This window comes from Bacillus sp. FSL K6-3431, assembly GCF_038002605.1.
Lineage (GTDB): Bacteria > Bacillota > Bacilli > Bacillales > Bacillaceae_C > Lederbergia.
In genome coordinates this window covers 2,233,714-2,248,209 of the sequence record NZ_JBBOCT010000001.1, presented here as the reverse complement: position 1 = coordinate 2,248,209, position 14,496 = coordinate 2,233,714, and the positions used below count along the sequence as shown (strand labels likewise).

Annotated in this window: 15 protein-coding genes; all 15 read left to right on the top strand. The window is 39.6% G+C overall.

The features are described 5' to 3' along the window. The first annotated feature begins 219 nt into the window (after positions 1-219). The 15 genes from MHB53_RS11555 to MHB53_RS11485 all read left to right on the top strand — a co-directional run bounded on the left by MHB53_RS11555 (position 220) and on the right by MHB53_RS11485 (position 14,489). Positions 220-900 (top strand): response regulator transcription factor, encoded by a 681-nt coding sequence (locus MHB53_RS11555; protein ID WP_340918349.1) that lies wholly within the window; start codon positions 220-222, stop codon positions 898-900. A 521-nt stretch (positions 901-1,421) separates the two neighbouring features. Further along, positions 1,422-2,267 (top strand): DegV family protein, encoded by an 846-nt coding sequence (locus MHB53_RS11550; RefSeq protein ID WP_340918346.1) that lies wholly within the window; start codon positions 1,422-1,424, stop codon positions 2,265-2,267. Between the two features lie 64 nt (positions 2,268-2,331). After that, positions 2,332-3,774: a DEAD/DEAH box helicase gene (locus tag MHB53_RS11545; RefSeq protein ID WP_445661429.1), complete on the top strand. Its 1,443-nt coding sequence runs from the start codon at positions 2,332-2,334 to the stop codon at positions 3,772-3,774. 107 nt (positions 3,775-3,881) lie between these two features. Then, entirely contained in the window at positions 3,882-4,478 is a 597-nt protein-coding gene (locus MHB53_RS11540; RefSeq protein ID WP_340918343.1) for a ComF family protein, read from the top strand. A 311-nt stretch (positions 4,479-4,789) separates the two neighbouring features. Next, a complete protein-coding gene (locus MHB53_RS11535; RefSeq protein WP_340918340.1) occupies positions 4,790-5,206 on the top strand; it encodes a TIGR03826 family flagellar region protein in 417 nt (138 codons plus the stop codon). A gap of 97 nt (positions 5,207-5,303) precedes the next feature. Continuing rightward, positions 5,304-5,561, top strand: coding sequence for a flagellar biosynthesis anti-sigma factor FlgM (gene flgM, locus MHB53_RS11530; RefSeq protein WP_340918337.1), 258 nt, complete (start codon positions 5,304-5,306; stop codon positions 5,559-5,561). Between the two features lie 473 nt (positions 5,562-6,034). Further along, positions 6,035-8,554: a hypothetical protein gene (locus MHB53_RS11525; protein WP_340918334.1), complete on the top strand. Its 2,520-nt coding sequence runs from the start codon at positions 6,035-6,037 to the stop codon at positions 8,552-8,554. Then, positions 8,551-8,844, top strand: coding sequence for an EscU/YscU/HrcU family type III secretion system export apparatus switch protein (locus MHB53_RS11520; RefSeq protein ID WP_340918331.1), 294 nt, complete (start codon positions 8,551-8,553; stop codon positions 8,842-8,844). Before MHB53_RS11525 ends, MHB53_RS11520 begins: the two co-directional genes overlap by 4 nt. A gap of 165 nt (positions 8,845-9,009) precedes the next feature. Beyond that, positions 9,010-9,438 carry a flagellar export chaperone FliS gene (fliS, locus tag MHB53_RS11515; RefSeq protein WP_340918328.1) on the top strand — a complete coding sequence of 143 codons (429 nt, stop codon included), beginning with the start codon at positions 9,010-9,012 and terminating at the stop codon, positions 9,436-9,438. Between the two features lie 15 nt (positions 9,439-9,453). Beyond that, positions 9,454-10,296 carry a flagellin N-terminal helical domain-containing protein gene (locus MHB53_RS11510; RefSeq protein ID WP_340918326.1) on the top strand — a complete coding sequence of 281 codons (843 nt, stop codon included), beginning with the start codon at positions 9,454-9,456 and terminating at the stop codon, positions 10,294-10,296. Positions 10,297-10,435: 139 nt separating this feature from the next. Continuing rightward, positions 10,436-10,873 (top strand): YaaR family protein, encoded by a 438-nt coding sequence (locus MHB53_RS11505; protein WP_340918323.1) that lies wholly within the window; start codon positions 10,436-10,438, stop codon positions 10,871-10,873. Positions 10,874-10,918: 45 nt separating this feature from the next. After that, positions 10,919-11,398, top strand: a complete 480-nt coding sequence (locus MHB53_RS11500) for a flagellar protein FlgN (protein ID WP_340918321.1) — start codon at positions 10,919-10,921, stop codon at positions 11,396-11,398. An 11-nt stretch (positions 11,399-11,409) separates the two neighbouring features. Next, positions 11,410-12,930, top strand: coding sequence for a flagellar hook-associated protein FlgK (flgK, locus tag MHB53_RS11495; protein ID WP_340918317.1), 1,521 nt, complete (start codon positions 11,410-11,412; stop codon positions 12,928-12,930). Positions 12,931-12,942: 12 nt separating this feature from the next. Beyond that, positions 12,943-13,827, top strand: a complete 885-nt coding sequence (gene flgL, locus MHB53_RS11490; protein ID WP_340918314.1) for a flagellar hook-associated protein FlgL — start codon at positions 12,943-12,945, stop codon at positions 13,825-13,827. 107 nt (positions 13,828-13,934) lie between these two features. Beyond that, complete coding sequence (locus MHB53_RS11485) at positions 13,935-14,489, top strand: DUF6470 family protein (protein WP_340918311.1); 555 nt, start codon at positions 13,935-13,937, stop codon at positions 14,487-14,489. Positions 14,490-14,496: the final 7 nt, after the last annotated feature.

Sequence of the window (14,496 nt, the reverse complement as noted above, 5' to 3'; positions counted from 1 at the left end):
AACGGCGAATTTCTTCGTTGCTCGGTTTTTCAGGTTCTTACTTAGTATAGGAAGGCTCTTCTGTTAAGTTCGCTCACCCTATGAGCAACACAGAAGACAGCACATCCTGTGCAAGTCCGATCCTCAAAACCTTCTGCCTCGAACCTCTTGTTTCTAATTTGGCACCTTTTTGAACATGCACTAAAAATAGCAGATAGAGATTTTAAGGGGGAATGGTTCGTGAAAACCAAGATTGTAATAATAGATGACCACCAGCTTTTTCGAGAAGGTGTGAAGCGAATTCTCGAATTTGAACAATCTTTTACGATTGTAGCGGAAGGGGAAGATGGAGAGGATGCTCTTCGTCTTGTAGAAGAATTTTCACCAGATGTAGTTTTACTTGATATAAATATGAAGAAAACAAATGGAATTGAAGCAACACGGCAACTAATTGATGCATTTCCAACAATAAAAGTGATGATCCTGTCCATTCATGATGATGAAGCATATGTAACACATGCTCTAAAAACAGGTGCATCGGGATATATGTTAAAGGAAATGGATTCAAGTGAATTGATTGAAGCGGTTAAGAGTGTTGCAGATGGCGGTTCATATATTCATCCAAAAGTTACAGATAAACTTGTGAACGAGTATCGTCGTCTAGCGAACCAAAGCAATCAAGGTCGCGGATATCAACAGCCTGAAGTACATGTTCCGCTTCATTTGCTAACAAGCAGAGAATGTGAAGTATTACAATTACTAGCTGACGGAAAAAGTAATCGAGGAATTGGCGACTCTCTTTTTATTAGTGAAAAAACAGTCAAAAACCATGTCAGCAATATTTTACAAAAAATGAACGTCAAAGATCGCACGCAGGCAGTCATTACCGCAATTAAAAATGGCTGGGTGGAAGTACGATAATAATATATTAAAAGCGTCCCAAGAGAAACCATCTTGGAACGCTTTTTTGATTGCAAAATTTCCAGACAAAACTAAGATTACGCGATTCAATACTTAACAGTAAATCACGATAAAGTTAACCGCTCTTTTGTCCTTGAAAATATTGGGAGGGTCAGACGAGTGAAAGCCAGGAAAAATAATAATCTCTTTTTTGTGAGAACATTGAAAATCATGTATGATTAGTTTATAGAAGGAAACATTACTTTAGGAAGCTTGAAGGGAAATGGTGGTGAAAAAAGATTTGATCCATTTTTCGACAATGAAAAAATCCTCTCCCTCTTTTTGTTAAAAACATTTGTCCTGTGGAACGTGGACATTTTCACAATTAGTTCAGAAAGTTCTTTATCTTACTTAATACCACCACTCGCATCATTCGACAAACTTCGTAACACCCGTGTTATTAGTCCCCCTTTTCAAAACTTTGTTTATTAGATAGAATGATAAGGTCGAACATATTAAATAATGAGTAAGGATGATAGTGAATGAAGACTGCAATTGTAACAGATAGCACTTCATATATACCGAAGCATATACGGGAAGAATTAAATATACATATGATTCCTTTAAGTGTCGTTATAAATTCCGAAACATATAGGGAAGAAATTGATATTTCAGCATCAGATTTCTATGAAGAAATCCGAACTGGAACAAAACTACCGACAACCACGCAACCACCGATTGGTGAATTTGAAGCGTTATACAGTCAATTGATGAAGGACTACGATGCTATTATCAGTATTCATCTTTCTAGCGGCATTAGTGGCACGTTTCAAGGTGCAGTTTCTGCCGGAGATATGGTGGGAAATGCCAAGGTATATGCATATGATTCCGAGATTAGTTGTATGCCCCAAGGCTTTTATGTGCTTGAAGCTGCATTAATGGCCAGAGCTGGAAAAGATCCGGAAGAAATTATTGCGCGTCTGGATGAGTTGAAAACAGCGATGCGTGCTTATTTTATGGTTGATGACTTAGCACATTTACAGCGTGGCGGTCGATTATCAAGTGCACAGGCAATCATCGGTAGTTTACTGAACATCAAACCACTACTTCATTTTGAAAATAAAGTAATCGTTCCATTTGAAAAAATTCGCACACGGAAAAAAGCAATGAAACGTGTTGCTGAATTGCTCGGTGAAGACGTGGAAAAAGGTGTTCGCTTACAAGCAACAATCATCCATGCGAATCGAATAAAAGAAGCAGCAGAATGGAAATCAGAATTAGAACAACTTTATCCAACGGTTGATTTTAGTATTAGCTATTTTGGCCCCGTGATCGCCACCCATCTTGGGGAAGGCGCAATGGGTTTAGGATGGACGATAAGAGCTTAAGATTTAGGACTGGCGCTGTGTAAGGCCAGTTCCAATTTTTAAAGAATATAAATGAGGTGATATTTTGAAACAAAATGTACACCCCGATTTACGATCCCCTTCGCAAACACCACATGTAAAACCTCTTCCAGTTGAATATTCACATGACATTCAGCTATTTCTTTCTGGGCGCTCTTTACTAGAGCGGGAACTTCCTTTTTCTATAAAAATAATTAACGAACATATAACCAAAGGATTTATTCATTCAAAGCCGGGAATCAGTGTTCAGAAAAAAATTTTAAGATGTGAACGATGTGCCAATACCGTCAATCGTTTATTCGCTTTATTTCCGTGTGCTCGCTGTAAGCAGGATTGTCATTATTGCCGTGCATGTATCATGATGGGCAGGGTTTCTACATGTACTCCTTTATACAGTTGGACTGGGCCGGCACCTAAAAACACCGGTATCCCATTACTTCAATGGCAAGGAGTATTATCAGATGGACAACAGCCTGCTTCAGAAGCCGTTATTCAAGCAATTGAGACAAAATCGGAGCAATTGATTTGGGCAGTTTGTGGAGCTGGAAAAACTGAGTTGCTTTTTGCAGGCATTGAAAAGGGATTGCAGCTCGGTTATCGTATTTGTATTGCAACACCAAGGACTGATGTCGTATTAGAGCTTGCGCCTAGATTGAAAAAAGTGTTCCCTAATATTATAACTGCTGCTTTGTATGGTGGCAGCGATGAACGCCACGTTTTTGCACCTTTAACCATTGCTACGACACATCAACTCCTAAGATTTGAAAAAGCTTTTGAAGTCGTCATCGTGGATGAAGTCGACGCCTTTCCATATACATTTGACGAAAGCTTGCAATGGGCAGTGAAAAAAGCCGCTAAACCTCAAGCAGCTAACATATTTTTAACAGCTACACCGAGCGCCGCCTGGCAGCTTGAATGCAAAGTTGGCAAACGTCCACATATGAAAATCCCCGCTCGTTTCCATGGGAAACCACTTCCAGTACCGGTACTTGTTTGGTGTGGCAATTGGCGTAGCCAACTTGAAAATGAAAAAGTGCCCAAATGTATTTTACAGTGGGTGCAGCAACGAATCACTGCAAAAAAACAAGCTTTGCTATTTTTTCCGCATATTCAATTGATGGAAAAAGCACTACCTCTCTTTCGCCGTCTCCATGAACATATCGAAACTGTTCATGCGGAAGATCCTAATCGTAAAGAAAAGGTGGAAAAGATGCGTGCCAAAGAGATCCCTATTTTGCTTACGACTACGATCCTGGAACGTGGGGTCACCTTTCCCAATATCGATGTAGCGGTTATCGGTGCAGAAGATAATACATTTCCCGAAGCGGCTTTAGTACAAATATCTGGTCGGGTAGGTAGAAGTACTGCGTTTCCATCGGGAGTAATAACGTTTTTTCATTATGGAAGAACGAAAGCAATGATTAAGGCACTCACACATATTGACGGTATGAATCAGGAAGCGCGGAAAAAAGGACTGTTGTCATTATGAACCGCTATTGTCTCTATTGTGATGCACAGATTATCACGGAAATAACATGGAAAAAATTATTTTATGCGCCTGAGGAACCAATGCTATGTAATAGGTGTTTGGAGAGATTGGAACTAATTACAGGCAAGCGCTGCGAAAAGTGCTCTAGGTCTTTTGCAAATCTCAAAGCAGAATTTATCGATAAGGAATTGTGCACAGACTGTGTTCGATGGGAAGCCAATGACACTTGGACTGGCGTTCTCCAACAGAATTTGTCCGCATTTGAGTATAATGAATTTTTAAAAGAATTGCTTGCCCGTTATAAATTCCGTGGTGACTACCAATTAGCAGAAGCATTTTCTTTACAAATACGTGCAAATATAAATCAAATACCGTATGACCTCCTAGTGCCGATTCCATTAAGTGAAGAGCGATTGCAAGAACGTGGATTTAATCAAGCTGTTGGCCTTGCGCAGAAAGCAGGATTTCCGACAATTGATTTGCTCATAAGAAAGCATTCCGAAAAACAATCAAAAAAGTCGAGACAAGCACGAATCCGATCAAAGAATATATTTGCATTTTCTGAAAAAGATAATATAAAAGGAAAACGTATTTTGCTTATAGATGATATTTATACTACTGGCTCAACGATTCGTCATGCTGCGAAAGTGTTAAAGCAAGCTGGTGCTAATTCTGTTTCAGCTTTTACATTAGCTAGAAGTTAAATATCAAAAATTGAAGCCGATATAGTAAATAGAAGAGGATGTTCAAAAAGTCATCAAATGATAAACGGCAAATTTCTTCGTTGGCAATTAGGTACTTCTACTAAGGTAAAAGAAACCTCTGTTAAGATCAAAGGAGCCCCTGTTAAGGAAAAGAGGAGCCTCTGTTAAGATCGCTCACGTCCTGTGAGCAACACAGAGGTCAGCACGTCGTGTGCAAGTGCAAGTCCGATCCTCAAAACCTTCACGCCTCGAACTTCTTGTTTCTAATTTGGCACCTTTTTGAACACGCATTAGAAGTGGGGGAACGGAAGATGGATTTAGAAAATTGTTCAAGATGTGGTAGCGTTTATCTTAAAAATGCCGTTCGCGATTGTTGCGATGCTTGTTATAAAAAAGAAGAGGTAGATTATGATAAGGTATATCAATTTTTACGAAAAAGAGAAAATAGGGCTGCAACAATGGAGAGAGTAGCGGAAGCAACTGAAGTGGATAAATCCTTACTTCAGAAGTGGGTGAAAAAAGGGCGTTTACAAGTAGCACAGTTTCCGAATTTCGGATATCCTTGTGACCGTTGTGGTACATTAATTAGAAAAGATAGATTATGCGAAAACTGCGCGGCAACGATGAAACGGGAACTTGACACATTCGAGATGGAAAAAGAAAGACAGGAACAACTCAACAGATCAATCTATCATTCCCAAGACCTAGAGAAGCGATTGAAAAAATGAGATAAATGGACTATCGATTGTTGCTAAACATTTAATATTAATATCCGATAATAATAGTACAGAGCATATAAGAGACGGAATAAAAGGAGGAAAGACCATGAAAATCAATCCCTTTCGACCTGTAGAATATAATCCATACAAACAGAAAGTGAATAAAGTGGAGCAACAACCAGCCACAGGTAAAACGGATAAAGTGGAAATTTCCGCTAAGGCTAAAGAAATGCAGCAAATTCCGTCAATTACAAAAGAGCGTGAAGCACGAATTGCCAAATTAAAAGAGCAAGTGCAAAATGGGACGTACGAAATTAAACCAGACGATATAGCAGAAAGCATAGCTGAATTTTACAAAAGATAATCACCTTTTTATAAAATAATAAAATAATAAAATAATACATTCGAACGGATTCGACTAGTGCTCAAGGATGAGCAACTAAGTAGCAAATTGTCAGCAAGCAATTAGGCAGAACCTTAGAAATTAACAGGTTCTATTTAAAGCTGGTTTCCACTTAGGGCAAAAGAATCTGATGATTGAGGGAACATGCCCCAGCATCTTAGTATGCTTCAGCCGTTTTATGGCTGACGGGGTGTGTTCCCTCTCTTTATCCCACATCTAACGGACAGTACCCCCTCACTAAAAAGTTCCACTACTAGCGTGAATGTTTAAGTGAGGTATAAATACCCGTATAAGTCAGATTGGTTCGGGCCAACAGGATGTTGCTTACTTAGGCGTTGCCGCACGATGTGGCGCACTTAGCCTAAGTTCTTCAATAAGTCGGGGAAAGCACCTCCACTTATTGAAGTTTCACTTTATAGGGGAGCGTGAATTATATGTTGATTCAAAATGAATCGATGCTTCAGCCTCGATCACAAACTGAAAATCCTTTACCACTTAAAGAAGGCGGAACATACAACGCGATAGTAAAGGAAAAGCTGCCAAATAATGAAGCAGTTATACAAATAAAAGGGCAGGAAATGAAGGTCAAAGTGGAAGGCGCCTTTCCAAGCACAGGAAAAGTAATGATGCAGGTGACAAATGTACAGCAGGAGCCACCAGTGGTAAAAGCTGCTGTTAATGAGGTTAAAGCTCAGCAGCTAAACGCGAGGCAACAACAAGCTGGGATTCCAGACAATGTCAAACAAGCTGTCCGACTTCTTCAAGATAATAATATTCCGATTACGAAAGAAACATTAACTAATGTAAAGACATATATGGAAAAAGCACTAGGGACGCCCGAGCAAAAACTAGAAACGATTGCCCAAATGGCAGGGAAAAAGTTAGAGTTTACTACTTCACAAATGAAAGCCGTTCATGAAACACTGCATGGTAAACCGCTCGGTCACGTGTTGCAGGAGCTTGCTGCCGAATTGGACCCAGATTACGCAGTGAAAAATCCTATAAGACAACAAGATTCCTCGCAAGGAAAATTGGCAGAAATATTAGCGAAGCTTGAACAGATAGTCAAGGATCCAGCTAAATTAGCAAACATTCAGCAACTTGTAAAGGCACTTCAGCAAGGAGAAAGTCCGAAAGCTGTAGCAAGAATGCTTATATCCTTGCAAATTGTTCCTGAAACAGTAGAAGGGAAAGCGCTCGGTCAAGTATTGCAAAAGTTAGTTGCTGAACAGGACTTAGATAATGCGATGAAAGTTCCTGTACGACAACAAGATGCTGCGCAAGGAAAACTGGCGGAAGTGTTAGCGAAGCTTGAACAGATAGTCAAGGATCCAGCTAAATTAGCAAACATTCAGCAACTTGCAAAGGCACTTCAGCAAGGAGAAAGTCCGAAAAGTGTAGCAAGAGCGCTTATCTCAGAAATGTCGGCGGAATTAAAAGTGAATCCACAATTGGAAAAGGTAATTTCTTCTGTAATGAAAGAAACTACTACCTTACAGGTGCCGACAACAGATATTCCAGTAAACACGACAAAAGAAGCATCGCTACAATCAATAGTCCAGAATGCATTAAAACAAGTCAAAACAGTTCCGAATCTAGCTAACGTCATCCAATTTGTAAAAGAAAGTGCCGCAAAGGATGAATGGTCACAGGTACAGAAAGCTATTTTACAAGAAGCTGTTGGAAAAGCGGAGCAATTTCAATCTGCTGGAAGAGAGCTTGCAGCACGTCAAGAGCTAGCTACTGCATTAACTCAATTGGAAAAGCAACAACCTCAGCAGATGCAAGCACAAGTTGAAGAAGTGGAAACTACATATCGTTTTAATAGCGAGATATTAGCGGCGATTCCAGTTGAATCACGTGACTTGATCGTAACGACCATATCAAAAAAGCTTTCGCAGGCAGCTTTAGATTTTAAAGCGGTGCAACGGGATATTAGCAATGCTTTGCAAACGACAGAAAGCTTAATAAAACAAGCGCCAATTCAAGCAAGACCCCCACTGGAATTAGCTATCAAGCAACTGGACAATGCCATTTTAAAAAGCGACTTCATGCTTTATACAGATATGGGAACAGAGAAGAAGCTATTACAAGCAAGCTCTCAATTGCATGAAGCCAGAAAGTTACTTACGAAAGGTGAATTGGCTAAAGCGAGTGAAATTGTCCAACAAGTGAAAACTACAGTGGACAAACTGATGTTTCAGCCGTCAGATGTGCGCGTGAAGCATTACGTATCAAAAGAATTACTCCAACTGGAACAGCCACCACTTGCACGACAGCTTTCATATGTGATGGAAGAACCACTCCAGACGATGAGACAGGAACCAACAGCTAGACACGCGCTTGAATATATGCGTAGCCTTGGATTGTCATATGACTCGGATGTTGCTCATCGACTTGTTGCCGGAGAAAGCGCGAAAGCGGACGCAGATACTACATTGAAAAATTTATTGCTAAAGCTTGCACAAATAGAGGGTACCAACCAAACAGGCCAAAAAGCAGAACAAGCATTACAAAATCTGACTGGTCAGCAATTAATGAGCAAGCCGGATACGTCAGGCTTACAAACGATGTTATTTTCCTTACCTATCGTTCTTCAAGATCAAGTCGAGAATGTAAAAGTGTTTTTAAAGTCCAATAATAGTGGACAAAAAATAGATTGGGAGAATTGCAGCCTCTACTTCTTGTTGGAAACAAAGAAATTAGGCGATGTCGGCATTATGCTCACTGCTATTGACCGGACAATATCTTTGACACTGAAAAATGATCAGCATGGTTTTAAAGAAAGAATGATGCCACTCGCTGAAAAAGCAAAAGATCGCCTCGGGGAAATTGGCTATAAAATTGGGACACTGCAATTTTCAACACTAACAGAAGCAGTGAAAACAGAGAAAAAGACAGAAACTGTGAAGCAGTCGACTTTTACAGAAAGAGGGTATGATTTTAGCGTATGATGCCTAATTATTATAATCAGAAAAATCGACGCATGAAAAACGGTCCATCAGCAGCGGTGATCCGTTATGATGAAGCGGAAGGTGGAGCACCACAGGTTGTTGCACAAGGAACCGGTACACTAGCGGTTAAAATTATGGAGCTCGCAAAAGAGCATGACGTACAAATGCAAGAGGATGCTAGTCTAGTGGGGCATCTGTTAGATATCGACCTAGGCAACAATGTACCACCTCAACTTTATTCTGTTATCGCTGAGATTTTAATATTGTTGGAAGAGATGGAACGTAGGTAGATTATTTGGTGGTTGCGTAAATGGAGTCCTGAAGTTGCGTATAAGGTTCAAGGCTGTTCCATTATCTCTCCATCTAAAAAAATACACTTTATTAAGGAAATCGATTCATTCTCTTAATAAAAGTAATAAGAGGTCGATATTTATAATGAACGGAGGCGGAAGCCAGTGGAGTTTTTAACTAAAGAATTAATCTACCAAATGACACCGCAAAAAATTACTGCACTTCTATATGAAGTGTGCATCGATCAACTGCAAGGTGCCATTCAACATATTGATGAAAATCAACCATTGGAAGCTAATGAAAAACTGCAAAAAGTAAATGATGTATTAGAACGCCTCGGCGTTGGCCTTAATTACGAAGCAGGCATCGTCGCAGACCAACTTGATACTCTCTATAATTACATGGCGAATCAAGTAGTTATGGGAAACTTAAAAAAAGACAAAGCAATCATTCAAGAAGTATTAAATATATGTGAGCAGCTGGCAAGCGCTTGGAATGAAGCAATAAACACAGGCGAGACACCAAGTCAGCGTATACATTACCAGAAAACAAATGCATACGAGCAAAATATCATGGTCCTAGACCGAGAATAGTGAGGAACTTAAATCATGAGAATCAATCATAATATTCAAGCATTAAACGCATATAGAAACCTTTCACAAACAATGCAAAGTACTTCGAAAAGCCTAGAAAAACTATCATCAGGCCTCCGCATTAACCGTGCAGCAGATGATGCTGCAGGACTAGCTATATCTGAGAAAATGCGCTCACAAATTCGTGGATTAGGTATGGCAGAGCGCAATTCATTGGATGCTGTCTCTTTAATTCAAACAGCGGAGGGTGCATTGAATGAAACGCATACGATTTTGCAAAGAATGCGCGAACTAAGCGTGCAGGCAGCAAATGGGACAATGGAAGATGATGATCGAAAAGCTGTACAGGCAGAAATTGAGCAATTAACAGAAGAAATTGATCGAATCGCTGAAACGACACAATTCAATCAGAAAAAATTGTTGAATGGTGGTACTGCAGTAGGAGGCGGATTAAGCCTAACTTTCCAAGTGGGAGCAAATACTGGGGAAACTTTAGATGTCGTTCTTGAAAAAATGGATGCCGAAAGTCTAGGTATCGAAGTCGGCGGATCTGGTGGTATTAATCTTGCAACTGAAAGCGGGGCATCTGCAGCGATTGCTACATATGATGCAGCTATTAAAGCTGTATCTGAACAACGTTCCAAACTCGGCGCTTATCAAAACCGTCTAGAGCACACAGTAACGAATCTACAGACAGCGAATGAAAACTTAACAGCTGCGGAATCTCGTATCAGAGACCTTGATATGGCGCTCGAAATGACTACCTTTACGAGAAATAATATTTTAAACCAAGCTGGACAAGCGATGTTAGCTCAAGCAAATCAGCTACCACAAGGAGTCTTGCAATTACTTCAATAATTAGTATGATCGGTGTCTGGCGCCTATCTATGGTGCCGGACTTTTTTGAAAGATCGGTAGTAATCATGGCGTAATCGGTAGTAATACATGAACATTCGATAATAAACCGCAGATAACGTAATACCTAGGAGTGATCAAGATGGATGTGCGTAAAGTGGAAAGTACGGGCGTACATAGTGTCCAGAAGAAAGAACAGCAAGCGGCTCACTCTGTTCATTTTTCCCAAGTGATGTCTAAAAAACGAGAGAATGTTGTTTTTGAGCGGATGGATAAGCTCCGTCAGGACATTGAACAGCAAGGTGAGAAGCTTGCCAAATCACAGACTATTGAAGACTTTAAAAAATATAAGCAACTCGTTAAATCATTTATGGATGATGCCGTTAATAATGGGCTTCAGCTTGAAGAGCAACGAGGATTTGACTGGCGTGGCCGGACGAAAGTGTATAAGATCGTTAAAGAAGTCGATAAAAAGCTAATTGATTTGGCAAATACTGTTCTTGAAAAAGAACAAAAAGGGCTGGAAATTCTCGGACTTGTTGGTGAGATCCAAGGGCTTTTAATTAATATTTACACTTGAAAAATGACTTTGGTTACCGATATTACAAAAGAGGAGGGTCATCTGATGGCGACCCAATTACTAGTTGAATCAATGGAAACGCTGTTCACTATACATAATCTTTTATTAGAGGCAGCTATTGAAAAAACAGAAGCTATTAAAAAGAATGATATGCAAAAATTGAGCGGCCTCTTACGTGAGGAACAAAAACATATAACTGCGATTCAAGTTGCAGACCAAAAGCGTCAGAAGGCTGTAGCCATTTTAATGAATAATAATGAGGCAACGATATCTGACGTAATCGAGGAACTCATTGGACCGGAGCAGGTAGAGCTTAAACTTTTACAAGAAAGATTAATAGCAGTAATAGCTGAGTTGAAAAACGCTAATGCGTTAAATCAGCAATTGCTCACATATTCGATGCAATTCGTCAATATGAATCTCGATATACTTGCACCGGAACCAGAGCTACCAAACTATTCGAAAACAAATAATGAAAACGATCAACCGGAAACTGGTAGATCGATGTTCGATTCAAAAGCTTAGGAGGATAAGCGATGCGATCCACATTCATGGGACTTGAAACAGCTAAGCGCGGCATGTATGCCCAGCAAAGTGCAATATATGTTACGGGAAACAATATTGCTAATAAAAATACGCCAGGATATACACGCCAACGTGTAAACTTCGTACAGACGGAACCATATCCAGCTGCATCGATGAACCGACCACAAATACCGGGGCAACTCGGAACGGGCGTAACGGACGGAAGTATTCAAAGAATCCGTGAATCATTCATTGATGAACAATACCGTAATGAAAACAATAAATTCGGATATTATAATGATCTCGCAAATTCGATTAGTAAAATGGAAGATATTATGAATGAACCAAGTGATACTGGTTTGTCCAAAGCAATGGCACAATTTTGGCAGTCTTTACAAGACTTGAGTAAGGATGCAGATAATGAAGGTGTAAGAAGAGTCGTGCTTCAGCGCGGAATGGCTGTTGCTGAAACATTCAAATATTTGCATTCATCTTTAACAACTGTTCGAGGTGATATCAAGAAGGAACTGGATGCATCAGTGACAGAAATCAACTCACTCGCAAAACAAATTGCATCAATTAATAAGCAAATTAGTGATGTGGAGCCACATGGCTATTTGCCGAATGACTTGTACGATGAAAGAGATCGCTTGCTTGATCAATTATCAAATATTGTACCGATTGAGACCAGTACCGTTTCTTATGGTGGTAATTCTCTTGCATTCGCTGAAGGTGGAAGGAATGTAGAAATCGTACTAGGTGGTGAACGAATTATGTTAGTAGATGATCGAACAGGAAATGAATTGGAGCTAAATGGAGATCAATTAGGTATAAAAGGTTCTACGGATTCTATTACTTTCGGTGAGAGTGCAGAAGGAAAAGGGAAAATAGCTGCACTTATCCAGGCTTATGGAGAAGATGGTCCACCTGCTAAAGGTTTATACCCTGAGATGCTTGAGGATCTTGACAAATATGCATTTACATTTGCTAAGGTATTCAATGCTGTTCACCAAGAAGGTTTTGATATAAATGGTAAGAAAGGTGAAGCTTTCTTCAGTGTAGATAATGATGGATCTTATCAAGGCGCTGCAAGTAGCATCAGTGTTTCTCTTAAAAACCCATCTGATATCGCAGCTTCTTTAAAGCCAACGCATCAAGGAAATGGAGACAATGCTTTAAATTTTGGAAAAATAAAAGATTTGGTGATCACTGAAGGAACAATTACTCTACCTTCAGGTAAGGAACTAAAAGGATTGGATATTGAATCTGGTACACTCCAATCCTTTTACGAGGGAGTTATCGGAAAAATGGCTGTTGAAGGTCAACAAGCTAACCGTTTATATTACAATACAGGCGTGTTGCTTAACTCTGTTGATAATAACCGCAGATCTGTGAGTGAAGTGTCGTTGGATGAGGAGTTTTCAAATCTGATTCAATATCAGCACGCATATTCTGCTTCAGCACGAATGATTACAGTGGTAGATGAAATGCTTGATAAAATTATTAATGGTATGGGAACAGCTGGAAGATAAGGAGTGAATGATATGCGTGTAACTGATGGAATGATGTCAAGAAATATGATGAATAATATTAATCAAAGCTATTCAAGATTAAATAAATTATTTGAACAAGCACAGACACAAAAAAAGATCTCAAGACCTTCTGATGATCCTGTGGTTGCGATGAAGGGGATGTATTACAGAACAAATGTAATTGAAGTCGAACAATTTAAACGAAACTTCTCTGAGGCACATAATTGGATTGAATCGACGGATTCAGCGATTGGCGAAGCGACGAAAATTATGGAACGAGTGCGTGAGCTTACTACCCAGGCCAGTAATGAAACATATGATGAAGGGCAATTACAATCTGTAGCTGAAGAAGTAGCACAATTAAAAGAACATATGAAAACTCTTGCTAACTCTAAGGTTGGAGATAAATATATTTTTAATGGAACGAATACATTAAATGCACCATTTAAAGATTTAAATAATGATTTACCTAATTTCGACTCCGATGATGTTAGTTTTGAACTGGCAAAAGACGTTTATGTACCTGTAAACATGCAGGGTGAAGCTGTTTTTGGGGAAGGTGAAAACAGCATCTTCAGTATGCTAGATAAACTGCAAACTGCCCTTGAAAATGGTGAAACAACAGGAGTTACTTCTTTCCTTGATGATATCGATGCGAGTACAAATAAGTTATTATCTGCCCGGGCGGAAATTGGAGCTCGTACAAACCGTCTTGAATTTATGGAAGAACGTATAGATAATCAAGAAGTTATTGCAAAACGAATCATGTCAGACAATGAGGATATTGAATTCGAAAAAGTTATCATGGAATTTAAAGCACAAGAAGCAGTCCACCAAGCTGCAATGGCCGTTGGAGCTAGAATCATCCAGCCGACATTGATGGACTTTTTAAGATAATAAATAGCCTAATAGACAGACAAGTGCCTGGCTCCTCCATAAATTCGTCCAATGGTGAATAACTCACATGGCAGGAGGTGCCTGGCACTTTTTAGGAGTTGATATTGATGCAAATTCCTCACATTCGCATGCAGTCGCAATCTGCACAATTGGCTATTCAATCCAGGCCAGCGTTTCAATCAATCCAGCAACCGAAAGCGGATTTGCAAATTAAGCAACAGCAAGCGACGATGACGATTAGGACAACACCTGGAAAACTAACGATTGATCAAACGCAAGCATGGGAAGAGATGGGGATTAAAAGTGTATTTCGAAGTACACAGGAAAATACACAAAAAGCAAAACAAGCCGTTTTACAAGGGATCGCAAGGGTATCAAGGGAAGGTGATGAAATGCTACAATCTTTAAAAGGTAGAAATGTCGCCGCTGACCAAGCTGCACGAAAGGCAAATCCACCACCTTCAGAAACATATATTACTTACATCCCTTCCAACTTTTCAGTTAAAACACATTATCAGCCTGGGAAAACCGATATTCGTTTTCAAGAAAACAAACCGCTGATCCAAGTTCGAACACAAAAACCAATTATTTCTTATCATCCTGGGGATGTCGATTTTTCCTTAAAACAACGTAATAACTTGAAAATTGATTTTGTAAAATAAAACGGAG